Below are 24,701 nucleotides of genomic sequence, written 5' to 3'. Positions count from 1 at the left end.
ATCTAGAATATTTTTAAAAAATAAATTTATCTTTTAATATTAACAAGTTCATTTAATATTTGATCTGCAGTAGTTATACTTCTTGAGTTTGCTTGGAATCCTCTTTGTGCGATAATCATGTTTGTAAATTCTTCAGCAAGGTCTACATTAGACATTTCTAATGCGCCAGGAATAATACTTCCTCTTCCTCCGACTCCAGAAACACCTATTTGTGGAAGACCGCTATTTGAACTCATAGCATACATTGAGTTTCCTACTTCCAAAAGGCCTTCAGGGTTATTAAAAGTCGCTAAAGCTACCTGACCAAGTGGTGCTGTTAGGCCATTACTAAAAATTCCTATTATTTCACCATTAGTGTTTATTGCAAATGAATCAAGCGTACCTTGTGCGTTTCCATCTTGTTCAGTTACAGCTATAGAATGAGGCGCTGCAAACTGAGTTAATTCTTGAAAATTAACGCTTACCATAACTGGTCCTGCTGCAGCAATTGATGGTGGGTTAACATCAGGGTTTAAGGCGGCTCCTTGTTCAGCAGGATCAAACCAAAATCCTGCAGTACCACCAGATTGTACAATGTTTCCATTTACTATGGACCAATTAGTAGCAGCCAAATTCCCATTTGAATCAAATGCTATTACCCCATTGGCAGGATCATTTACTAATTGTTCATCAGTTGTAATTTTATATAATGGGGTTCCATCATCCAATTTTGCTTCCCAAAACCAAGTGTTTTCATTTATTTTTGTGAAGTTTAGATAAACATTATACGAGTTTCCCAAAGAATCATAAACAACAGTTGAAGTTGTAGTTTTAGGGCTTATATATTCTGCAGTTGCAAAATTTGTAGGATTGTTCATATCAACAAACTTAATCTCTCCTGCTACAGGAGGCTGAATGACATCGCGAACGGAACGAAGGTTAATAGTAGTAGTAGTATTTATAGTATCACTATCATCAACGCCTTTTATACTTAAGCCGGTTAATTTGTAATTGGGTGAGGTAGTATCATCTACAATTCCTTCACTAAGTAATTGATTGAATTCCCCAACTGTGCCATTGTTAGTAGTATAATTAAAATCAATTGTTTGTCCCTGTGAGTCTTTCAATGTGATTGTGAAGGAGTAATTATTATTATTATTATCATAATCAAAAGATAATTGTATATCTTCAGGGTTGTAATATACTAATTCGTTGGTAGTAGCGTCTACTAGTTTTATACTTCCACTAAGAGTACCAGTATTATTATTATTATTATTATTAGTACCTATCGTTACAGGCTCACCATCTATTCCAACGATATTTCCATTTACATCAAAGATCGAAATTCTAGTGTCTGATAGAGGACTATCATCTCCTGCATAATTTACCCAATTAATAACTTTTCCATAATCGTCTAGTTCAACTTTTCCGTTTATTGTTTGAGTTGGAGTAAGAGCAGCGCTTGAGGTATTATCCGCTAAGTTTGAGAAATTGTAATTTGTGTCTAGTATTTTAGCCTCCCATAGATAAACGTTTTGATTTAAGTTATTTAAATCACGCTCAAAGCTAAATCTAACAGGAATATTTTCTCCTAAAGTGCTTTTAATAACAATAGTAGTATCTTGAATTCCAACACCAGCATTTAGGTTATGTGCAAGTTTAACAAAAGAGGTTTGTTTTGCAGGCATAACCTGTCCAGAGGATATTTGTATATCTCCAATTGGATCGTTGGTATCAACGATTCTTTGTCCATCTGGGGTTAGTCTTGCGGTCCATCCTTGGAGCTTCATGCCTGAAGCGGGATCTACAAAGAATCCGTTATAGTCTCTTGTAAAATTACCTGCTCTTGTGTAATATTGTCCTACACCATCTGAAAGTATGAAAAAACCTTCACCTTGGATCATCATATCGGTTGTTTTTCCTGTGGACATTGGAGAACCTTGAGTCATTAGTTTGTCTATTGAGGCAATTTTAGAACCTAATCCTATCTGCATAGGATTGATTCCACCTAGTAAGTCTTGAGGGGCGTTTCCTGCTGCTAAAGTTTGAAAAAGTGTGGATTGAAAGGTGGTTCTTGAACCTTTAAATCCTATTGTATTAACGTTTGCTATATTATTTGCAACTACATCTAGTTGGTCTTGAAAGTTTCTTAATCCTGTTATTCCAGAATACATTGACCTGAGCATTTTATATTCCTCCCATCTTTCAATTATTTATTAGATTTAGGATTTTTATACGATAACGTTAATAATAAGGTGTATTTATACACTCACTTCGTTTATTGCGGAGAATGGGTATATTCGGCCATCAACGAGTAGATATAATTCGTTATCTATAAATTTAACTGCTTCAACGGTTCCACTTTTAATGCCGGTGGTTAAAACCTTTTCTCCGTTTTCGATAACATATACACCATACAGATAGTCACCATCTGCAAGCAACGTTCCGTTATTATCTCTTCCATTCCATAAGAATGAATTTAATCCTGCGTTTTTTACACCTAGATTTTGAGAGCTTACTAAGTTACCGTTTGTATCATAAATTTCGACTATTACTTCTGAATCATTATCTAATCCGAAATTGATGGTTTCAGCAACCCCACTTTCTAATTTTATAACGTTGCTGTTTACCACTACTTCTTTTCCAAGAAGCGAAACTGCTTGTAATTTATTCAAAGCTAATTGAGAATTAACCATTTCTTGAACAGCATTACTCATGTTCATTATCTGTTCGGTGGAGGATAGTTGAGATAATTGAATCAACAAATCTTTGTTGTCTAAAGGTTCTGTTGGATCTTGATTTTTTAGTTGAGTTACCAGTAACTCTAAAAAAGCCTCTTTATCTAGTTCTTTTTTTATCTCTCGATTTTTATATGCTTGAAGTGTATTAATGTAAACATCATCCATAGATACTGAATTAAACATGCAAATCACTCCTTAGAAATTCTTCAAAAGTATAAATCGGGTTTTCATCTTTTTCCTTTTGTTTATATCTTTTTTCTTCATGTTGTTTTTGGTTTTGGTTTTGTTGATGTTGGTAATCAGGTTCGCTTTCTTCCTGATGAACAAATATTTTTACGTCTACGGGATTATATCCTTCATCTCTTAAGTTGCCAACTAAGGACTGAACTGTTTTTGAAAGGGTTAATTTAGCATTTTCACTTTCTGTTGCAAGGTTTATAGTTATTGCCTCACCATTCTTTATTATTTGTATATCAACCTTTCCAAGGTTAGGTGGGGAGACATTAACTGAGAAACTCTCGTTAAAAAATTGTTCTGTGTTTTTTGTTATAATTACATCTTTTATTTGAGTGTTTAAGTCATCAGTATTGAGAAAAGACAAAAAATTATTTTTTTGATGAATGTTTGTAAGACTTTCGAATTGGTTGTTGGTCTGGTTATCAATGTTTATATAGTTACTAGCTATATCATATGATGTATTCGTATTACTTTCTGATGAGTGTATAGATGCCTGCAAAATTTCAGAGTTTTCTTGCTCGGTTAAATTCAATTTTTTTGTTTGAAGATCATTTTTTAGGTCTTCTATGCTTAGATAGTTTTGCTTTCGTTCTTTTTGAATATCAAAGTATGTTTTATTTTGGTTGTCATTAAAATTATTGGTGTAATTATTTTGACTAGATGAGTTTTTGTTATTGTTCACAATGTTATTTTCGTTGTCAGTTGAAAAAAAGAATTTTTCAAATGTGATTGATTTTTCATACTTTTCACTATTTTCTGATTTGTTTTCATTCTCTTCTAATAACGATAAAATGCTGTTTATATAAGTATTATTCGAATTAGATTCTGTTTTTGGTTGAAAGACAATAATTTTTTCTAATTCTGAGCTATTTATAAGTGTTGTGTTAAAGGTTTCTTCACTTATAATATCAGGTTTTATGTTAGTTAATGGGGTGTAATTGTTATCAGAATAAATAAATTTTGATGGGTTGTTTATATTATAAATATAAGATTGATCGTTATTAGTAAGTTTTATTAAAACTGAATTATTTAGAATATTTTCGTCATCTATGGCTTGATTTTCAGGAATTACTATTGTCTCTTTGCCTTTTTGAAGGGTTATAAGGTTTACTATTTCTTCGTTGGTTGATTGTACAGACATGATATCGATCTTTATCCCCATGCTTTCGAAATATTTTTTTTGTTCAGGCGTTATATAACCTGTATCAGTTATACTTTTCTGAACCTCTTTAATAACGTTTTTTGTTGTTATATCAATAGCCTTTAAGAGGATTTGAGCATCTTCTTTTGTTAATTCGATATCTTTTAAAATATTATGAATAATATTTAATGCTTGTTTTATTGCAAAAACTTCATTTTGAGCGTTAGGGTTAGTTTGATTTTGTTTGAGTTTTAGAAAGTAATCGAAATTATTCATCAATTCCTTTAAATCAAAAGTGACAGTTTTCTTCTTGTCATTATTAAAAATTTTAAGATAGGTGGAATCTTCACTTGCTTCTATTTTTATTTTAGGGTTATCAAAACATAAAAAAAGGTTTAAATAACTTAATAATTCAGACTCTTGCATTAATTTTTCAAGGTCTTTATTTTTATCTACAGGTTTAATATTTTTTTGAACTTCAGGTGTAGTTTTAGTGATTAAAAGACTATCTAACTCATTCTTAAATGAAACAAGAGTCGATCTTGAATTTATTGTTTTATGGTTTTTATTTGGTGTTTTACTTTCTGTTAATATATTTAAAAGATTTTGAATCCCTAGGTTATTTGCTTTCATTTGTCTCCTTTTCCCCCATTTTTGCAATGATTACAGCAGCTTTTTGAGGATTAATTGCAGCTATAGCTTGAATAATTTCAGCAGCTGATTTTGGTTCTAAAGTCAGCATTGTATCAACAAGTAAATCAACACTAACTTCCTCTCTTACTAATGCAGAAGCTATCTGAGCAGGGGTTGACTTTGCTAGCCAACTTCCCAACGTTGCGATTCTTTTGTTGTAATCAGTGAATTGAGCAAGTTTTTCATTATATTCTTTTGAGAGACTTTCTAATTCATCTTTTTGTTTAATTAGTTTTTCATTTTCTTGTGATATTTGATCTAATAGATTTTGCAATTCTTGTTTTTGAATTTCTAAACGTTGACTTTCTTCTTTAATTGCTTTTAATCTGACATCTATAATTTCTTTTTCAATGAATAGAGGATCGGAAATTTCTAAATATTCATATTTTGATAGTTTGTTCAATCCAGGGATGTAATCTGTTAAATAAGCTATATAACTCCTCCAACTATTTTTCAAGTTTAGATTTAAATAAGATAATCTAGAATATTCAAAATAAATATATCCAAAACCTAACAGAAGGAACGCTATAACACAAGCTATAAGTATAAAAATAAGTGTTTTTTTGCCTTTACCTTTCTTTTCTTTTACTATATTTTTATCTTCTTTTTTCGCCATTTAAAAATCCTCCCTGCATTCTAATTGTTCTTTTAAAGTGATAGATATTCCTAAATATTTTTTTATAATAATAGATAAAAATTATTAAATAAAAAGGCGGACAAGTCCGCCTTTTTTGTTATTTGATTTTTCAATTTCTATCTTTATTTTGAACTAATTGTGGGTTTACATCTTTAATATGCAAATCTATTTGATTGTAAGGTATTTCAATGTTGTTCTCCATAAACTTTTGTTTTACAGATTCTGCAGCACTAGTAGTTGAACTTATAAAATTATCTCGTTTAGCCCAAAATCTAACTATAAAATTCATTGATGAATCACCATAACTGTCAAAGACAATTGCAGGTTGGTGATCATCATCTATATAAACAAGTTCTGAGGTCCTTATAGCTTCATCTAAAACTGTGGTGATTAGGTTTATATCATATTTATAGGAAACTCGAACCTTTATTTCATTTCTTCTTATATCTTCAGGCCAATAGTGTATGATTTTATTTGTCCAAACCTGTTTGCTGGGAATATGGATCAGTTTTCCATCAAAAGTTTTAAGTACAACATGGTTTATGTCAATTTCTTGGACAGTTCCACCGATACCATCGATTTCTACAGATTCACCATCAACGACTAAATGGTTCAACATGATTAGAAATCCACATATTAAGTTTCCTAAAGGTTCTTGTACAGCAAAGGCTATTATAACCCCTCCTATTCCTAACCCTGCTAAAAAAGCACTGAGGTTAGTGAATATTACAGAGATTATTATAAATCCTGCTAATATATACATTGCAGTATTTATCAAAGTCATAAGCGATTTTTTATAGCTAATAGCAACTTTTCCACTTTTCTCAGCAGTTGAGAGGATAATTTTATATATCAACTTTGCTATATATTTTGCTAGTACAACAACTAGAATACTAATACCTATTTTAATTAAGTAAATTATAATCGTTTTAACCCATTCATCCATATAAATCGCCCCTGTTATTAATTTTGATATAACCTGTTAAATTCATAATTGATGGCAGAAACAGCATAAATTGCGGCTGTTTCAAATCTAAGAATAGCTTTTCCTAAGTTTATTATTAGATAATTATTATCAAAAAAGAATTCTTTTTCTTGTTTAGAGAATCCGGCATCAGGACCGATTACGATATTTATTTTTTGGTTTTCATCCCTGTATTTTATAAAGTCTTTAAAGGTTCTTTTGTTATCAACAAAATCCAACACTATGGTATTTTCCTGAGGTATTTGTTCAAATTTAATCATGTTTATAATAGGTATTGACGCATAAATCGTTTGTTTGGAAGCTTCTATTATGGTTCTTTGAAATTTTTCTAAATTTATGTACTTAATTTCACTTTTATCTCCAAAATAAACGTTAAATTCATTTACTCTGAGTTCTACCAACTTTTCCAACAAAATTTGTGTTCTATCCCATTTGCTCATTCCAAAGTAGATTGATAAATAAGGTGTAAAATTTTCCATTACAGATGTCTTATTTTTAATAGACAAAATTGTTTCTTTTTTCTTAATACTATCAATTATTGCAGTATAAACAAAACCATCCCCAGTGATAACGTTTATTTCTTCGCCGGGTATTTTTCTAACAACCTTTAAATGGGAGGTTTCTTTTTCATCTAAAAAAATTTTATCATTATTTTTTTTGCCATAAAAAACGTTAGGCATTATGGTTTTAACCTATATATTTTTTGCCCATATAGGGAATTAGTAACTCAGGAATTTCAATTTTCCCATCAGGAGTTTGATAGTTTTCCATAATTGCAACTAAAGTTCTTCCTACAGCGAGTCCTGAACCGTTGAGCGTGTGAACAAATTCTAGTTTGTTTTCTTTTGTTTTGTATCGAATATTTCCTCTTCTAGCTTGAAAATCCTTTGTAGTAGAGCAAGAGGAAATTTCTTTGTAATTGTTATAACTAGGCAGCCATACTTCTATATCATAAGTTTTTGCAGCAGCAAACCCTAAGTCTCCGCTACACAATACTATAACTCTATACGGCAAACCTAAAAGTTGTAAAACTTTTTCAGCATGTGAGGTTAATGTTTCTAAAGCTTGGTTAGATTCTTCTGGGGTTGTATACCAAAAAAGTTCAACTTTATCGAATTGATGTTGGCGAATCATTCCTCGAACGTCTTTACCGTAACTTCCAGCTTCTCTTCTATAACAAGGGGTATACGATACATATTTAAGAGGCAACTCTTTCATTTCAAGTACTTCATTTCTATGCATTCCGCCTAAAGGTACCTCTGCCGTTGAGATCAAGTATAGTTCATCTACTGTAGTTTTATATAGATCTTCTTCAAATTTTGGAAGTTGACCTGTGGCAGTTATAGTTTCTTTTGTAACTAAATGAGGAGGCATGATGAATTTATATCCATGTTCTCGGGTGTGAAGGTTTACCATGAAATTTATCAAGGCTAATTCTAATAGGGCTATATCTCCTTTTAGAATCGTGAATCTTGAACCACTTAATTTTGCTCCTCTATCAAAGTCTAATAAATCCAGTTCTGGTCCTAAATCCCAATGTGCTTTCGGTTCAAAGTCAAATTTTCTTGGTTGTCCCCATTTTCGTATTTCAATGTTATCATTTTCGTCCTTGCCGTAGGGTACAGAGTTATCAGGTATATTTGGAATATAAAGTAATTTATTGTTAAGCATCTCATCAATTTCTTTTAATTCTGATTCTAGATTTTTAATTTGGTCAGAGATTTCTTTTCCTTGTTCAATCAAACGTTCTGCTTCAGCTGATTTATTTTCAGCCTTTAATTTTGCCACTAGGCTTGAATTTTTATTTCTTTCAGCTCTTAGGGCTTCAACGTCTTTTAACAGCTTTCTTCTTTCTTCGTCAAGGTTGATTATCTCATCGATTAAAGTAGTATCATTGTTTCGCTTTTTTAAGGCTTCTTTAGCAATATCTGGATTCTCTCTTATGAACTTAAGATCTACCATTTTTTTCCTCCTATTGAATATTGTTATAATGTCTTCAGAAGTTTCAAAATTCTTATTATATGTATATTTTCTTATTTGATTATTTTTACAAAAGAATTATCCACTTTTAATTTTTTTAATCTTTAGTACTTGTACCGAGGGAGGTGAGGGCTCCGCCCTAGACCCGTTATAAATTCAAAAACATTAATAAACAATTGATTTTGGTACTTGTACCGAGGTGGGTGAGGGCTCCGCCCTAGACCCGTTATAAATTCAAAAACATTAATAAACAATTCTTTTTGTAATTGTACCAAAGGGGGTGCGGGCTCAGCCCTAGACCCGTTATAAATTCAAAGACATTAATACACAATTGGTTTTGGTACTTGTAACGAGGGTGGTTAGAGATCGGCCAGAATGACGTTATAAATTCAAAAACATTAATAAACAATTGATTTTGGTACTTGTACCGAGGCGGGTGAGGGCTCCGCCCTAGACCCGTTATAAATTCAAAAACATTAATAAACAATTGATTTTGGTACTTGTACCGAGGCGGGTGAGGGCTCCGCCCTAGACCCGTTATAAATTCAAAAACATTAATAAACAATTGATTTTGGTACTTGTACCGAGGTAGGTGAGGGCTTCGCCCTAGACCCGTTATAATTGAAATCATATTATGTTAATATCACATATAGGGGGCAGCGCCCCCTATAATAAACTGGTTTTCTATTTTTTCAATACTATTTTTCCCTCTTCTAATTCTTTTAAAGCTATGGCAACATAATCTTTTTTCTGCGAAACACCCTTTAGTTGATCTATATTTTTTAAGGTTTCTGCTCTTTTTGCTACTATAACTGGAACAGCAAACTTTAGTTTTACAATATTTAATATTTTATCGTAATTAATTTCTAAATCCATTGGCTTTCACTCCTTCTGTTTCTTGTTTTTTAAAGAAGAAAAATTGTGAGGTTAATTCATTGTATCTTTCGCGTTTTAGCTGTTCTGCTACCAAAATTGATGTAAGCTGTTGTGACGATTCGGAAACCTCATGGTTGACAACAATATAATCGAAATTATCGATTTTTGACATTTCCCATTTAGCGTTATTTAATCTAATCTGCATTATTTCAGCAGTTTCAGTTCCTCTATTTTTTAATCTTTTTTCTAGGTCTTTAATAGAAGGGGGAAGGATGAAAATATAGATGGCTTCTTCGTATTTTTTTTGAATATTTAAAGCACCTTGTACGTCAACATCGAGTACCAATCCTCTACACTCTTTTAATTTCTTTTCTACAAAACTTTTTGAAGTAGCATAATAGTTACCGTGAACTTTAGCCCACTCTAAAAACTCGTCTTTGTCTCTCATTTCAAAAAAAGTTTTTTCATCTACAAAAAAGTAGTCAATTCCTTCTGTTTCTCCATCTCTTTTAGGGCGAGTTGTGTAAGAGACTGAAAAATCGAATCCATTCAAACTTTTTAATGCATTTTTTATTAGAGTTGATTTTCCTACTCCAGAAGGTCCACTAATAACGTATAGTAATCCGTGCATTTTTTAGAAATTTTCCTTTCTTATTTTGTCAAGTACTTTTTCTATTTCGTAGAAATTTTGTAAAAAACGATTGGTAATTGTTTCTGGTTGAATAGCACTAGCTATAACATGACCAGAGTCAGTAATAATGTATGCCCTTGTTTTTCTTCCGTGATTGACTTCTAGAAGCTTACCTTGTTGATCTGCTATATCTTTGAGTCGTTTTAAAGGTTGGGAACTAGGGTTCACTATGGCTATCACTCTGTCTCCCACCACCAAGTTTCCAAATCCAATGTTGATTAATCCATACATAGAGAGCACCTCCAAAAAAATTATCAAAAACATAAAATCATAATTATCCACACATTAATTAATATTAAAAGTTAAGCAATTATAAACAATTATTATATATTTAATGAACATTCTGAACCTGTTCTCTTATTTTATTTACTAAAGATCTCCCCTCTAACGAAAGATTAGTGATCTCTAAGAGTTTTGATTTGGAAGCTATGGTGTTAAATTCCCTGTGCATTTCTTGACAAATAAAGTCTAGATCTTGGCCTATAGAAGGTTCGCTGCTTTCTAACAAATTTTTGAATCTTTTTATATGACTGTTAAGTCTGTCTATTTCTTCGGTTATGTCTGATCTTTCAGATAACAAAGTAATTTCCATTTCCATTCTTTTTTCATCTATATTAGTAAAATCAGTTAGTAAACTATTTAAATTATTGTTAATTAATTCTCTATATGTATCTTTCATTTTATCTGCATGTTGACTTATTTCGTCAACAATTCTTTTCATTTCTTTTAAGTATTCAACAATCACTTTTTCTAAGTTTTTACCTTCTTCTTCTTGGAAGTTAATAACTATATTAGTAGCTTCTTCTAACACTTTTTCTAATCCGCACCATATTTGAGCTATCTTTTCATCTGTTAAAGAAACTTTTAGTATATCTTTAAATTTAAGTAATATTTCTAAATTTACTTCACCAGATAGGTGTAATTCATTTGCAAGTACATTAAGAGCATTGTAATATGCTTTAGCTAATCCTAAATCTATATCTATGACATCGTCACTTTTTAGTAGTTTAATATCTATGTATATGTTAATTCTACCGCGTTGAAAGTGCTTTTTTATAAAGTTTTGAATGTTAATTTCTAAAGGTGAAAAAATAGGAGAGATTATTACATTTAAATTTAATGATTTTGAATTAAGTGATTTGATCTCCAAGTTATACCCATAATCCCCAATATTTTTGTTTATTCTACCATAACCAGTCATACTCCGCATTTTTAAACCCCCTTTTACTAATATTATACATTAAAAATTCAATAATTCAAAAAATTAAGAATATTTTTTAACTTATTTAAAAATATTTCTGCTTCGTTAAGATTATTTAGATGAGATAGGCTAATTCTTACTAAACCTTTAGCATTAGTGTCATCGTATCCCAAACTTTTCATTATCCTACTTTCTGTGCGAGTTTTACTTGCACAAGCGGATGTAGTAGAAACAAAAATCTCTTCTTCTGAAAGAGCATTGACTATAATATCGCCACGAATGTTAGGAAAGAAAAAGCCTAATGTGTTGGGTATTGAATTTTCAAGAGGGGTTAATATTTTGGCTCCAATCTTTTCTAAATTATCAGCTAAATAATTTCTTATTTGTTTAATATAAGTTTTCATGTATTCTAGTTGATCTACAGCTTTTTCTAAAGCTAATGCTGTTCCAATTATTCCTGGTACATTTTGTGTTCCTGCTCTCATCGCATTTTCTTGTGTACCGCCAGTAAGTAAGGGGTACATTCTTGTGCCTCTCTTTTTATACAATATCCCAACTCCTTTTGGACCGTGAAATTTGTGTGCAGAAAAAGAAGCAAAATCGCATTTGAAGATTTCAATATTAAAGGGTATTTTTCCTAGGGCTTGTACAGCATCTATGTGAAAATATGTATTGCTATTTATTTTCTTTACTAAGTTATATGCTTCATTGATGGGTTCAATTGTACCGATCTCGTTATTTGCAAGCATCAAACTGACCAAGATAGTATTTTGGTTAATTGAATTTGCAAGTTGTTCAAGGTCAATAACTCCAGTTTTATCGACATTTATGTATATTACATCAAATCCATTTCTTTCTAGATCTTTTAACGTGTTGATAACTGCTGAGTGTTCGATTGTAGAAGTAATTATTCTTTTTCCTATGTTCTTATTGGCTCTTGCAACACCACGTATAACCGTGTTAATAGATTCTGTTGCACAAGATGTAAAAAATATTTCTGTAGGCAATACTTGTAGAATTTCTGAGATAGTCTTTCTTGATTCTTCAAGATATTGCTCAATTTGAACACCAAACGAATGTATTGAATTGGGATTAGCATATAGTTCAGTCATATATTTTAATATAACTTCTGCTACTTCTTTGTCTACCGGTGTAGTAGCATTATTGTCAAAATAAATCAATTTACAATTTTCCTCCTTTTGTCTATGTTGTTACTTGTAGTGAGGGGAGAGAGCTTGACCCTTATTACCTTTTAAATTATTAGTTTTCTATTATTTGAAATGAAGAGTGAATGTAGTTCCTTTGTTTATTTCTGATTCCACAGTAATTTTTATGTCTAATGCGTCTGCTAGTTTTTTAGCGATAGAAAGCCCTAGACCATGTCCCTTTTGAGACCTTGAAGAGTCAGCTTTATAGAATCTCTCAAAGATGTTTTTTAACTTTTCTTCCTCTATACCAATTCCGTAGTCTTTAATTATTAACTTCTTTTGTAAAGGATTTAATTCTATATCAATTTTTTTGATATCTTTAGAATATTTTATCGCATTTTCTATAAGTACCTTTAATATTATAGATAAATATTCTTTAGAAGTATTGACTTTGAAGTCCTTTCCTTTTATCTGCACCGAAAATTCTTGGAGGGAAAGTTTAAAAAAATCTAGAATATCTTCTATTACTGAATATAAATTTATTTCTTCTTTTTCTATCTGATAATCAGTTTTTGTTAGGAGAAGAAGTTTTTCTACTAAATCACTTAGGTATTCGCTAGAAGATTCTATGCTATCCAATGATTCTTCCATAACTGTTGGGTCGTTTTTACCCCATCTTTTCAACATTTTGACATAACCATTGATAGAAGTTAAAGGTGTCCTTAATTCATGGGAAACATCAGAAACAAATTGATTTTGCAATTCAAAAGCTTGTTGTATTCTATTTAGCATTGAATTCAGTTTATTTGCAAATATGTCGAATTCTTTTGTATTTTGTTCAGGAATTCTTTGGTTTATGTTGTCAATATCAATTTTTGAAATTTGATCTGAGATTTTAACAACAGGTTTAAGAGTGTTTTTCGCCAAAAAATATGAAACGACTAGAGATAGAAAAAAACCAAAGATTAAGATAAGAGTTGTAACCTCGCGAAAACTTTTTAAAAGCGCTGTAATTTCAAGTGAAGGATTTCCTATAATTAAATAAGACGAATCAAAAATTGGAACACCTATAAAAAGATAGTATAATCCTTGATATTCATATAAATAGGGGAGATATGGGATTTTAAATTTGTCTTTTATCAAACCATACGGGTCTGATATTAGTACTCCATCAAGAATGACAATCTTATTAGACACAAGACTCCTTCTTATTACATTTGAATCTTGCATGAGCTGATAGAGTAGATTTAAAGTATCTTGAGGTTCATTAGTTTTTTCTTTTTTACCAGTTGCTATATTTAATTCTGTAGCATATAAATCACTGTAAGTTCTTATAGTAAATTGTACATAAAATATTCTAATAATTATAACCATTGCAAACACTATCGCCATGGTTACTGAAGTAAAAACTATAGTTTGCCTGAAAACTGCGCTAGGTTTCTTTTTTTCTCTCCCTAATGACGTATCCAACACCTCTTATCGTTTCAATATTTTGTGAAGAATTTTTTATTTTTTTTCTCAGATAGTTTATATATACTTCGACTAGATTGTTATTTTCTTCATCGTAATAACCCCATACCTCTTCCATAATTTTTTCTTTCGAAATAACAAGATTTTTGTTAATTGCTAAAAGTTTTAATATGTTAAATTCAGTTAAGCTTAGATGTATTTCATCACCTTTAACTATCACCTGCATTTTTTGGGGATATATTTCGATATCCCCCACTTTTATATAATCCGTAGTTTTGCCCATTCTTCTGAGTAGGGATTCGATTCTAGCAAGTATTTCCTCTATTTCAAAAGGTTTAACAACATAATCATCTGCTTTTTTTAAACCTTCAATTTTATTTTCAAGTTCACCCCTAGCTGTTAACATAATTATACCAACATCTGGATCATATCCTCTAATTGCTTCTGCAACCTCAAAGCCATCAAGTTTGGGTAGCATAATATCTAATAATATAATATGAGGCTTAAAATTTTCATAAAATTCCAAGGCTTCTTCACCGTCTTTTGCAATTTTAACCTTGTAACCTGCATGAGTTAATTCTAGCTCTAATAATCTTGAAATTGATCTATCATCTTCAACAACCATTATTTTACACATATGTATAACCCCTTTCTAAAAATAATTTTCTTCATTTAAAATTGTAGGATTTTTATTTGACGTTTAGTATAAAATTTTAGGTTTTTTGGTTAAATTTGGTGCTAATTTTAAAATATAATAAACTTTGTAGGTTAAAATTCCAACGAACAAGTCATTTTGTGTATATTCATTTGATAATAATACAGAAGGCTAATTTTTGATTTAAGCAATTTATATTTATATTGGACACCAAAATTAATATATGGTTTTAACTTATCATTTCTTGAGACCTTAATGCCTACGCCAGGGGCAAATGTTACGATATGTGAATTGTTTTCGCTTTTGATTATATCTTTTAAAACTAACAAGTCATATGATATATAATCTAAGCTGTTTGTTAAGGTGTTGGAAAAACTCACAGTTCCTCCCAAAATAATATTTCCATAAAGATCGAAATTGTCATAGTGTTGAAGGTCGTTAACAAAAATGTTTGTGTTGGATTCTTTGGAATTTTTTTTAAAAAGGATACCTAAATTCATATTATTAACTAAATTAGTACTTAATGAAAAATCGAGATGCTCTTTAAAATTCGAAGATATTTCAATATAATTATTCCCAAGGTTGATTCCTGATATAACTATAAATTTAGCATCAGGAATCAAATAACCTATTCCAAAATTAAAGAGACTTTCGGAATTATCAATATTTTCAAGATTCTTTTTTATATATATATCACTTAAATTTAGATATGTTATAGCTAATATATAATATTTTTCTTCATTTTCTATAGCTAAATATCCAATTTCATTAGTATTCAAAAGGATACTGTTATTTTCTTTCATTATTAAATGTTTTATTAACAATTTGTTATTTGAAAAATCTAGTACGATATTATTGTTAGTAAGTGTCTTATAATATGTTATTTCTTGGGAAGAAGGCATTTTTAATTGATGATATTCTAATTCTTTTATTCTTGTCAGATATTCAAAATTATTTTCTAAAATTATTGTAGATTTTTTATTTTTTATAAAAAATGTTTTTTCATATTCAACTTTTTCGTTTTCCTTTAGAAATTGATATACATTGTCGGATATCTCATATATGGAAAAGAAAAGAAAATAATCATTTGATTTGTCTTGTGTTTCAAGAAATTCAAATAAAGCTTTTATATATTTATGCATTTCATCATTTTTGTTTAATAAAATAATATTTAAGTTCTGTATTACAAAAACTTTTTCTGATAAAAGTGTTAATAAATTAAGAATCTTTTTCAGATCTAGGTTATTAAATTCCATTTGTAAAATTTCTTTCTGCATATTTTGCATTTTTATATTAAAATTACCTACTAAGTAAAGGTCTTCACTTATTTTTTTGTATTCATAGTTAGTTGAGTATAATAAACTATCTAAGGCATTTTCTAGATTTATGGCGTTTATTGTTGTATGAATAGTGCCTTTGATATCGGGGGATGTTAGTATAGTTGAACCACTAATTTCTTCTAGTGCTTTCAAAGCCTCTTTTAAAGCTATATTGGGGAGAGTAATTTGAATATTAGAAAAGCCAGTTATACCAGTTATGAAAATTAATAATAGAAAGAAGACTTTACGCATTTTATTCTCCTTGTTATTCTCCTTGTTATAACGTGAATGAATAGCTGTAAGTTTTTATTATGCTTTTTGGATCAGTATATGAATAATATTCAATATCAATTATAATGGTGTCCACACCTAATTCAACAATTAATTGATTGTTTATCGAAATTGATTGTTCTGGAAGAATCGGTTTTTCGGGTAGTATTCTAATTTCTTCACCAACTTTTTTGCCTATTTGTTTGTTGAATTTGTTTATTTTAATCTGATAGAGCAAAGTTGAATTACCTGTGTTTTCAATATCAATTTTAAAATTTAGGTTCTTATTAAATTTATTGATTGGGATTAGTTCGATTGATGTGACGTTACTTTTTACTTCATATTTGTTGTTACCAAAGTTTATAACAGTTGGGATTTTCGTTGTATTGTAGAAAATTTTTTCTCGCGAGTAACCTTCTGAGATTAATTGAACAGTGCCAAAAAATTCTCCCTCTAAATTTTGAAGGTTTGCTCTTCTGTAGTCTGCAATTAAATTAATTTCTCCTTTTTCATCTGGTTTTAGAGAAATTTTTGAGGGATTCTCGCTTATATATTTTGGATTTATACTTCTTTCTAGAGGAATATCTACGGTTGAACTAATAAAATCAATCGAAAGATTTGCATCTATATAGTCGTTATTTAAAATAGTTAGGGTTTCTTGTTGTGGAGTAGTTATATATTCTCTGGTGCTCATTTCCTTAGGCACAGAAATATATAATTTGTTTTTATTTACCACAAAGTTAATAGCTTTTCTATCTAAATATATAGTTTCTGGAATGGTGAATTCTTTTTCTAATACATATTTTTCTTGTAAATAATTTTTGTACCCATAATTTAATTCCATACGAATTCGGTATTTTCCAGGTTTCAGGTATCGATCAATAAATATTTCAAAGTCTTTTTCTGTTTGAGGGAGAATTGCCGATTGGTAACCTTCAAATAAAGGTTTTTCTACAATGAAATTTGAGTTTTCTTTAGAAGTAAGTCTAAAATTTCCTGAAATTTCTAAAATTAGATTGCTATCGTTTGTAATTGTGAAAGGGAAAATAGTTCCCAATTTATCTTCGTAAGAAATATGTAAATCACCACTGTAAATTTCTACAGTGGGATGATAATCAAATTGAGGAATTATGTTAATTCTAAATAAAATAGGAAAATAAATATTTCCTATCTCGTTTATAAAATTATTTTCAATAGAGAATTGGAAAAAAAAGAAATAAGAACCGACATTTATTTTAGTAGGAGAAACGACAAAGTTTACATTCTGAGTTTCATAAGGGTTTAAATAAATTGTCTTAGGGTATGAAATATCTACAAAATCGTTTTTAGATAGATTTTTTATCTGAATGATTTGTTCATAGTTTTTATCGTTAACGAAAACGAAGGGCACTACAACTTCTTTATAATCAATTAAATCAATATTTATAAAATATTTGTCTATTTTAAGAGAAAAACATAGCGAAGAAATTGTTAATACTATTAGAAAAAAGCAAACTTTCTTCAAACATAATTCCTCCTCGTTTGATGTTTTTATAAAACTTTGACACGGATTCTTTTTTATTATAACATATCAAACAAATTAATTGTTAATAGATAAACTATTGATTTTTTAACAAATACTTGATAATATAGAAACGATGAAATAATTTTCAATATTTTTTCTGATTATTTCAACTCGCATATTTTAAATTTAACGAATTTTGTAAAGAAATTGAAAGGAGCGAAGTTATGGCAGCTTGGATGGATTCCTCTATTTTTAATTATGTGGTTTTGCCTTTTATTATTTTTTTAATGAGGCTTACAGACGTAACTTTAATGACACTTAGGATAATTTTTGTTTCAAAAGGATATAAACTTTGGTCGTCTGTTATGGGCTTTTTTGAGGTTAGCGTTTGGCTAGTTGCCATATCCCAAGTTATGAATAATTTAGATAAGCCATTGTATGCAATAGCTTACGCTGTTGGTTTTGCGTGTGGAAATTATCTTGGGGCATATTTGGATGAAAAAATTGCTTTGGGAGTGAATTTATTACAGATAATAACCAATAAGGATGCAGAACAGTTAGTAAAGTACTTGAGGGACAATGACTTTGGAGTAACTAGTATTAATGCAGAAGGAGCTAGAGGCCCTGTAAAAGTAATTTATAGTGTTGTAAGAAGGAAAGATTTAAATAAAATAATTCAAATAGTAAACGAGTTTAATCCTAATGCTTTTTATTCAGTTGCTGAGGTTAGAAGTGTTAACAAGGGAATATTTCCAGTAAAAACCCCTAAAGACAAAAAGTTAGGAAGGTTTATTAAAAACGGAAAATAAAAGATTATGAGATTGATAGTTTTTATCGAAATTTTTTATTTTATATAATATCATATTGCAAAAAATGTTAAAAAGTAAATATGTAATATTAGTCATTTCGGGAAGTTGTCTATATAATGGGTTAAAATAAATCCTTTTTTAAAAATTAATCTTAAAATTAATTGGGTATCAGGGCGGCGCATTTAATTTATGTTACAAAAGCTTTTGGAGGTTTCTTAAACTATTCCTAAGTTAGATTATAAAATTTAGTTTATTATTGAGCCGCTCCTTTCCTACAAAAAATCCTTCATCTTCTAAAAATATAATAAACAGAGCTTTCATATTCTTTTTTAAGTTGATGAAATATTAGTTCAAAAAATATAGTTTTGAATTTATAGAGAATTTGGGTATAAACCCTCTCTTTTTCATAGACAAATTAAAAAAGTAAAAAAGAATTGAAAAGGGTAACAGGGCGAATCCCTTTCCTTTTTCCCTTGGTACAAGTAGAAAAAATGCAATGGTTAATTATTGTTTTTGAATTTAAAAGGGTAACAGGGCGCAGCCCTCCCCTTTCCCTTGGTACAAGTAGAAAAAGAAGTTAAAAAATTAAGAGTTAGTGAGGATTAGAAGTTGGTAAGTATTTTGCAAAAAAATCAAATACGAAACATATATATAATTAATGTAGACCTTAGAATTTCTAAAGTGAGTAAATTACTATTACATGAGGAGGAGGATAATATTGAAGGAACAAATTACTACTTCAGAAGCTCCAAAAGCGATAGGCCCTTATTCTCAGGCGGTGAGAGTTGACGGTTTTTTATTTATTTCTGGTATTCTTCCCATAGATCCAAAAACAGGTCAGATGGTGGAGATGAATATACGAGATCAAACATTACAGGTAATGAATAATCTAGAGGCTATTTTAGAGGCTGCAGGTTTAAAAATAAGTAATGTTGTAAAAACAACCATTTTTTTAAAAGATTTGAGTCATTTTAATGAAGTTAATGATATTTATGGTAGTTTTTTCAGTGAAATACCACCAGCAAGGTCGTGCATAGAGGTTAGCAGATTGCCAAAAGATGCTTTGATTGAAATTGAAGCAATTGCTATATAGAAATTGTCAATTACTCACCGCCCCTAGAGGCGGGGGCTGTAGAAATACAAGCTCGGTTGATTAGCCTATGTCATTAGCTTTTGCTAATGATTAGTTATAGCAGAATATATAGTCACCGTGGGATGCTCCACAAGTCCCATGCTCTGAGGGTAATGGTTAAACATCTCTGAGGGGTAGGAGAAGTGCTGTTACCATTAAACCTGCTATAACATTGGCGATGTGGACCTACAGGCTTCGGCCTGACTTACCTTGATGGAGGTAAATTGTATGGAATGAAGCCTGTTCAAAAACCATTAAAGGACGCAACATTTATGTCTACTATAAGATGGAAATTGGTCAATGCGCTGATGTGTGACTACACTTACGGTTATATTACAAAATCCAAAAGAGTAAGTCTTGGTTTGGAAAAGACACATTATAACGATGCATTTTGCATAGCAGGTGGAATTAATCAACAGAGAATAGAACCTATCTATTTTGAGCAAATTAGGAGAAACAATCGTTCACTCGAAAAGTTCTATGATGCAAAATATGTTGATATAAGAGATAAGTCTATTAAAACAGGACAAGAGCTTTTCTGTGGTAGAAGGACACGGAACAAAAACTTAAATGAAGAAAATCTTCATAAGTATCGTGGAGCTAAAAAATCAAAAGGCAGAAGAAATATTCGTAAGCAAAGATACGCTTATCAGCCTAAAGATATCGTTATCTTTGAGAGCAAAAAATATTCAGTTCAAGGTGTACAGAACAAAGGTAAATATATTAAGCTAATGGAAATGTCTAAGCCAGTTAAAACAGATTTAGTTAAGCCCTATATGTTTAGGAAAGGATTTGGTATGTTTTATAACTGCAATTCATCACCCACTTACAGAAGTGGGAGTCTTCTTGCAGGAAAATAATAAATAGGAGGTGTTTTTGTATGATGTATCCACCCGAGCCTTTTAAAATCAAATCTGTTGAGACAATAAAAATGACGACGAAAGAAGAACGAGCCCAAGTTCTGAAAGAAGCAGGGTATAATACTTTTCTAATTCCTTCAAAAAAAGTTTACATTGATTTATTAACAGATAGCGGAACTTCTGCTATGAGTGATCATCAGTGGGCGTCTATGATGATTGGAGACGAAGCTTATGGGGGAAGTGAGAATTGGTATCATCTCAGAGATGCTGTTCAAGAGGTTTATGGCTTTGAATATGTTGTACCTACTCATCAAGGCAGAGGTGCAGAAAATCTTTTATCTCAAATTATGATAAAACACGGTGATTATATTCCTGGAAATATGTATTTCACTACTACAAGAACACATATAGAATTAAACGGTGGTAAATTTGTGGATGTAATTATAGATGAAGCACATCAACCTGAGATTGAGTTGCCTTTTAAAGGCAATGTAGATTTAAAAAAGTACCAAAATTTAATTGATGAAGTTGGGGCAAATAGAATTCCTTATATTTGTGTTGGAGTTACCGTTAACATGGCTGGAGGTCAGCCTGTTAGTATGGAAAATTTAAGAAAAGTTAAAGAAATTTCAGAAAAAAATGGTATAAAAGTGATGTTTGATGCTACTAGATGCGTAGAAAATGCCTATTTTATAAAAGAGAGAGAACCTGGATATGGGGATAAAAGTATAGCAGAAATTTTGAAAGAAATGATGAGTTATGCAGATGGGTGTACTATGAGTGGGAAAAAAGATTGTTTGGTAAATATTGGTGGTTTTTTGGCTTTAAGAGATCAAGATTTATATGAAAAGGCTACTTCTTTAGTAGTTGTGTATGAAGGAATGCCCACCTACGGAGGTATGGCTGGTAGAGACATGGAGGCTATGGCAACAGGCATTTATGAATCTTTAGATTTTCATTATATTGAGCATAGAATCAAACAGGTAAGATATTTAGGAGATAAGTTAGATGAAGCAGGCATTCCTATTATTAAACCAGTGGGAGGTCATGCGGTTTTTTTAGATGCAAAAAGATTTTTGCCACATTTATCACAAGATGAGCTGCCTGCACAAGCTTTGTCAGCGGAAATATATTTAGATTCAGGGGTACGTTCAATGGAGAGAGGAATAGTATCTGCTGGTAGAGATGAAAAAGGCAGAAATCGTTATCCAAAACTTGAAACTGTTAGATTAACAATTCCCAGAAGGGTGTATACTTATTCCCATATGGATGTTGTTGCTGATTCAGTTATTAGTTTATTTGATAAGCGGAATTCTATTAAAGGTTTGGAATTTGTCTATGAGCCCCCAGTTTTAAGGTTCTTTACAGCTAGATTCAAACCCATTGAATAAAAACTTGATTTTCTTCAGTTAATACTTCTTTTTATTGTTGAATTCTTCCGTTCTTATTTTAATGGAGTTTACAATGTTGAACTGATACTTTTTTCTAGACAGAATAGGGCAGTAAAGAGGTGATAAAAATGGAAATTACTGTTCAAGATGTAATTAATGCAATAGTTCTTCCAAAATTAAGTAGTGAAGCTACTGTTGATAAACTTCTATTTGGTGATCCTGAAACTATAGTAACTGGAATTTCTGTAACTTTTTTAGCCACTCAAGAGGTAATTGAACAGTCAATCAAACTTGGAAATAATTTTATTATCACTCATGAAGGGATTTTTTATAGCCATATTGGAAATACTGAGTTTTTGAAATCGGATCCGGTTTTTAAGCAAAAGCTACACTTAATAGAATCAAATAGTTTGTCAATTTTTAGGTTTCATGACAACATTCATAGATATCAACCAGATGGTATTATGGCAGGATTATTAAAGAGATTATCTTTGGATATTTATGAGGTTAATAGAAGTCAAACTTATTCAATAATTGAAATTCCTAAAAAAAGTTTACTTGAGATTATACAAGATATAAAAAAATCTTTAGATATAGATTATATACGATATATGGGAGATTTATCAATGGAATGTAGGAGAGTAGGCATATTAGTTGGTTATAGGGGAACCGGTGAAATGATTATACCTCTTTTTCATAAAGAAAGTCTTGATTTAGTAATTTATGGAGAAGGTCCTGAATGGGAAGCCCCTGAATATGTTAGAGACGCAATTAGGCAAGGCAATCATAAGGCTTTGATTGTTTTAGGACATGCTGAAAGCGAAAAGCCAGGTATGGAATATGTTGCAAACTTAATAAAGTTAAAATTTCCAAGTATTCCAGTCCATTATATTGACCTTGAACCGCTTTTTTGTGTCTATTAACAAAATCTTTTAATAATATCTTTCACTTTTCTCAAGCTGGTTATTAATCTACAGATTTATTAAAAAGATTGTAAGCTCTGTTTGATGGATTTTTTTACTCATTACAGAAAAATCAAAAATTATCTTATTATTAAATTACAAAGACATGTAAGTGTTTGTTTAACAATAAGAACAGATTTTTTAAATCAAATTGTGATATAATAAATAATGTAGGTGTTTTTAATTACAAATTCGTTTTTTTGAGTTTGTCAAAGGAGGAATAGAAATGGGTATGAAAATTTCTTCACCTGTTTTTAAGAACAATGATTATATTCCGAGTAAGTATTCATGTGAAGGGAGAGACATTAATCCGCCTTTGATCATTGAAGAAATTCCAAATAACACAAAATATCTTGCATTAATAATGGATGATCCTGACGCTCCTCGAGGCACATTCGTACACTGGGTTGCTTGGAATATTGAAGCGGTAAATGAGATACCTGAAGCTATCCCTAAAATGCACGTAGTTACCTCTCCTATATCGATGAGACAAGGCAAAAATAGTGCTTATCAGATAGGTTATATAGGTCCTTGCCCACCTGTAGGTCATGGAGTCCATCATTATCACTTTAAAATATATGCATTAGATACTGAGTTAGATCTACCCGAAAGTTCAAAGAAAGAGGACCTTTTAGAAGCTATGAACGGTCACATAATTGAACAAGCTGAGATAGTTGGACTATACAAAAGAACTTGAGTAAGATCAAATTGTCTATACTATAAATTATTGTATTTCATTGGATTAATTAACTGAAAGTATAGGAGGAAAATTATGGATTTTAAATTAGATTTAGTTCAAGTAACAATACCTGAAGATGCAAATGTAATCATAGGTCAATCCCATTTTATAAAGACTGTAGAAGATATTTATGAATGTATAGTGACTACCAACCCTTCCTTAAAGTTTGGAATAGCATTTATTGAAGCCTCTGGTCCAAGACTTATAAGATTTGATGGAAATGATGAAGAGCTGATTAAAATTGCAGTAGAAAATGCTCAAAAGATTGGGGCAGGACATTGCTTTGTCATTGTATTGAAAGAGGGTTTCCCAATAAATATAAAGAATCAATTACAAAATGTTCAAGAAGTTATTGGTATTTTCGCTGCTACTGCAAATCCTCTTCAAATAATCATTGCTGAAAGTGAACAAGGAAGAGGTATTTTAGGTGTTATTGATGGGTTTAAACCTTTAGGCATAGAAAATCAGAAGGATATTGAAAATAGGGAAGACTTTTTGAGAAAAATTACACAATATAAAAGATGATGGCTATTAATATTTTTGAATTAGAGAATTTTTTAAATTCTATATTAAAACCATGGGATTATGATGACTTTTGCCATAATGGGATACAGATTGAAGGGGCTCACACTATTAACAAAATAGCTGTAGGGGTATCATTTAATGAAGAATTTATTAGTACAGCTATAAAAGAAAACTGTGATCTTTTGTTGGTTCATCATGGAATTTTTGGAAAAGATTTTTTTGAACTGAAAGGATATTTAAAAAGAAGAGTAGAAAAGGTCATAAAAAACAATTTGACGTTGATGGCTTATCATCTTCCTTTAGATGGACATGAAGAATATGGAAACAATGTTAGTATACTAAAATCATTAAATCTAAATATTAAAGAAAAGGTAGATGTAACCTTTATAGGTGAATACGAAGATCCTATTTTATTTATGGATTTTCATAAACAAGTAGAAAAGCTTTTCAATCCTCAACCCCTACTTGTCTATCAAAATAACAAATTTGTAAAAACCGTTGGGGTTTGTTCAGGAGGTGGTTCCTCTTTTTTGGAGAGTGTTGAAAATAAAATAGATACTTTTATAACTGGAGAGGTTAAAGAACAAACTAGAAATATTGTTGCTGAAATGGGTATTAATTTTATTAATGCAGGACACTATTCAACAGAAGTTTTTGGAATCAAAAATATAGGAGATTTAATCAGAAATAGTTTTGGTATAGAAGTTGAATTTATAGATATTTACAACGAAATTTAAATCGATTTAATTTTAGATT

The 24,701-nt window shown here is 30.5% G+C and carries 24 protein-coding genes; 8 read left to right on the top strand and 16 right to left on the bottom strand.

Translation table 11 applies throughout. From position 1 onward, the window contains the following. Positions 1-26: 26 nt before the first annotated feature. From DTL3_RS00500 to DTL3_RS00425, 16 genes are all read right to left on the bottom strand, one after another. Positions 27-2,165: a flagellar hook-basal body complex protein gene (locus DTL3_RS00500; RefSeq protein ID WP_045087057.1), complete on the bottom strand. Its 2,139-nt coding sequence runs from the start codon at positions 2,163-2,165 to the stop codon at positions 27-29. Between the two features lie 75 nt (positions 2,166-2,240). Continuing rightward, positions 2,241-2,903 (bottom strand): flagellar hook assembly protein FlgD, encoded by a 663-nt coding sequence (locus DTL3_RS00495; protein ID WP_045087056.1) that lies wholly within the window; start codon positions 2,901-2,903, stop codon positions 2,241-2,243. Continuing rightward, positions 2,896-4,731 (bottom strand): flagellar hook-length control protein FliK, encoded by a 1,836-nt coding sequence (gene fliK / locus DTL3_RS00490; protein WP_045087055.1) that lies wholly within the window; start codon positions 4,729-4,731, stop codon positions 2,896-2,898. Before fliK ends, DTL3_RS00495 begins: the two co-directional genes overlap by 8 nt. Further along, positions 4,718-5,407, bottom strand: a complete 690-nt coding sequence (locus DTL3_RS00485; RefSeq protein WP_045087054.1) for a hypothetical protein — start codon at positions 5,405-5,407, stop codon at positions 4,718-4,720. The genes fliK and DTL3_RS00485 overlap by 14 nt, the downstream gene beginning before the upstream one ends. Before the next feature lie 130 nt (positions 5,408-5,537). Next, positions 5,538-6,374 carry a mechanosensitive ion channel family protein gene (locus tag DTL3_RS00480; RefSeq protein WP_045087053.1) on the bottom strand — a complete coding sequence of 279 codons (837 nt, stop codon included), beginning with the start codon at positions 6,372-6,374 and terminating at the stop codon, positions 5,538-5,540. A 17-nt stretch (positions 6,375-6,391) separates the two neighbouring features. After that, a complete protein-coding gene (locus DTL3_RS00475; protein ID WP_045087052.1) occupies positions 6,392-7,093 on the bottom strand; it encodes a 16S rRNA (uracil(1498)-N(3))-methyltransferase in 702 nt (233 codons plus the stop codon). A gap of 7 nt (positions 7,094-7,100) precedes the next feature. Beyond that, positions 7,101-8,375 (bottom strand): serine--tRNA ligase, encoded by a 1,275-nt coding sequence (gene serS, locus DTL3_RS00470; RefSeq protein ID WP_045087051.1) that lies wholly within the window; start codon positions 8,373-8,375, stop codon positions 7,101-7,103. Between the two features lie 702 nt (positions 8,376-9,077). Further along, a complete protein-coding gene (locus tag DTL3_RS00465; protein ID WP_045087050.1) occupies positions 9,078-9,269 on the bottom strand; it encodes a DNA-directed RNA polymerase subunit omega in 192 nt (63 codons plus the stop codon). Next, positions 9,253-9,900, bottom strand: a complete 648-nt coding sequence (gene gmk / locus DTL3_RS00460) for a guanylate kinase (protein ID WP_045087049.1) — start codon at positions 9,898-9,900, stop codon at positions 9,253-9,255. Before gmk ends, DTL3_RS00465 begins: the two co-directional genes overlap by 17 nt. 3 nt (positions 9,901-9,903) lie before the next feature. Next, entirely contained in the window at positions 9,904-10,191 is a 288-nt protein-coding gene (locus DTL3_RS00455; protein ID WP_045087048.1) for a DUF370 domain-containing protein, read from the bottom strand. A gap of 100 nt (positions 10,192-10,291) precedes the next feature. Further along, entirely contained in the window at positions 10,292-11,170 is an 879-nt protein-coding gene (locus DTL3_RS00450; protein ID WP_045087047.1) for a YicC/YloC family endoribonuclease, read from the bottom strand. Between the two features lie 38 nt (positions 11,171-11,208). Further along, entirely contained in the window at positions 11,209-12,342 is a 1,134-nt protein-coding gene (locus DTL3_RS00445; protein ID WP_045087046.1) for a cysteine desulfurase family protein, read from the bottom strand. A gap of 90 nt (positions 12,343-12,432) precedes the next feature. Continuing rightward, positions 12,433-13,779, bottom strand: coding sequence for a sensor histidine kinase (locus DTL3_RS00440; RefSeq protein ID WP_052670184.1), 1,347 nt, complete (start codon positions 13,777-13,779; stop codon positions 12,433-12,435). Continuing rightward, complete coding sequence (locus DTL3_RS00435) at positions 13,742-14,416, bottom strand: response regulator transcription factor (protein ID WP_045087045.1); 675 nt, start codon at positions 14,414-14,416, stop codon at positions 13,742-13,744. The genes DTL3_RS00440 and DTL3_RS00435 overlap by 38 nt, the downstream gene beginning before the upstream one ends. 131 nt (positions 14,417-14,547) lie before the next feature. After that, a complete protein-coding gene (locus DTL3_RS00430) occupies positions 14,548-16,005 on the bottom strand; it encodes a S1 domain-containing protein (protein ID WP_045087044.1) in 1,458 nt (485 codons plus the stop codon). 25 nt (positions 16,006-16,030) lie between these two features. Further along, entirely contained in the window at positions 16,031-17,527 is a 1,497-nt protein-coding gene (locus tag DTL3_RS00425; protein ID WP_045087043.1) for a hypothetical protein, read from the bottom strand. Positions 17,528-17,751: 224 nt separating this feature from the next. Between DTL3_RS00425 and DTL3_RS00420 the strand changes: the two genes are divergently transcribed. The 8 genes from DTL3_RS00420 (at position 17,752) to DTL3_RS00385 (ending at position 24,682) form a co-directional block, all read left to right on the top strand. Beyond that, the gene (locus tag DTL3_RS00420; protein WP_052670183.1) at positions 17,752-18,336 is read left to right on the top strand and encodes a DUF2179 domain-containing protein; all 585 of its coding nucleotides are present in this window, start codon (positions 17,752-17,754) and stop codon (positions 18,334-18,336) included. 718 nt (positions 18,337-19,054) lie between these two features. Continuing rightward, positions 19,055-19,429, top strand: a complete 375-nt coding sequence (locus DTL3_RS00415) for a RidA family protein (RefSeq protein WP_045087042.1) — start codon at positions 19,055-19,057, stop codon at positions 19,427-19,429. Positions 19,430-19,701: 272 nt separating this feature from the next. After that, entirely contained in the window at positions 19,702-20,328 is a 627-nt protein-coding gene (locus DTL3_RS00410) for a hypothetical protein (protein WP_144403445.1), read from the top strand. Positions 20,329-20,348: 20 nt separating this feature from the next. Continuing rightward, positions 20,349-21,719, top strand: coding sequence for a tyrosine phenol-lyase (locus DTL3_RS00405; RefSeq protein WP_045087041.1), 1,371 nt, complete (start codon positions 20,349-20,351; stop codon positions 21,717-21,719). A 128-nt stretch (positions 21,720-21,847) separates the two neighbouring features. Then, positions 21,848-22,642, top strand: a complete 795-nt coding sequence (locus DTL3_RS00400) for a Nif3-like dinuclear metal center hexameric protein (RefSeq protein ID WP_045087040.1) — start codon at positions 21,848-21,850, stop codon at positions 22,640-22,642. A gap of 265 nt (positions 22,643-22,907) precedes the next feature. Further along, a complete protein-coding gene (locus tag DTL3_RS00395; protein ID WP_045087039.1) occupies positions 22,908-23,378 on the top strand; it encodes a YbhB/YbcL family Raf kinase inhibitor-like protein in 471 nt (156 codons plus the stop codon). 75 nt (positions 23,379-23,453) lie between these two features. After that, positions 23,454-23,945 carry an adenosine-specific kinase gene (locus DTL3_RS00390; RefSeq protein ID WP_045087038.1) on the top strand — a complete coding sequence of 164 codons (492 nt, stop codon included), beginning with the start codon at positions 23,454-23,456 and terminating at the stop codon, positions 23,943-23,945. Then, positions 23,945-24,682: a Nif3-like dinuclear metal center hexameric protein gene (locus DTL3_RS00385; RefSeq protein ID WP_045088496.1), complete on the top strand. Its 738-nt coding sequence runs from the start codon at positions 23,945-23,947 to the stop codon at positions 24,680-24,682. The genes DTL3_RS00390 and DTL3_RS00385 overlap by 1 nt, the downstream gene beginning before the upstream one ends. Positions 24,683-24,701 lie beyond the last annotated feature (19 nt).

It is taken from the genome of Defluviitoga tunisiensis (assembly GCF_000953715.1).
Lineage (GTDB): Bacteria > Thermotogota > Thermotogae > Petrotogales > Petrotogaceae > Defluviitoga > Defluviitoga tunisiensis.
Note: the sequence above shows the minus strand (reverse complement) of the source record. Positions and strands in the feature narration are given on the sequence as shown.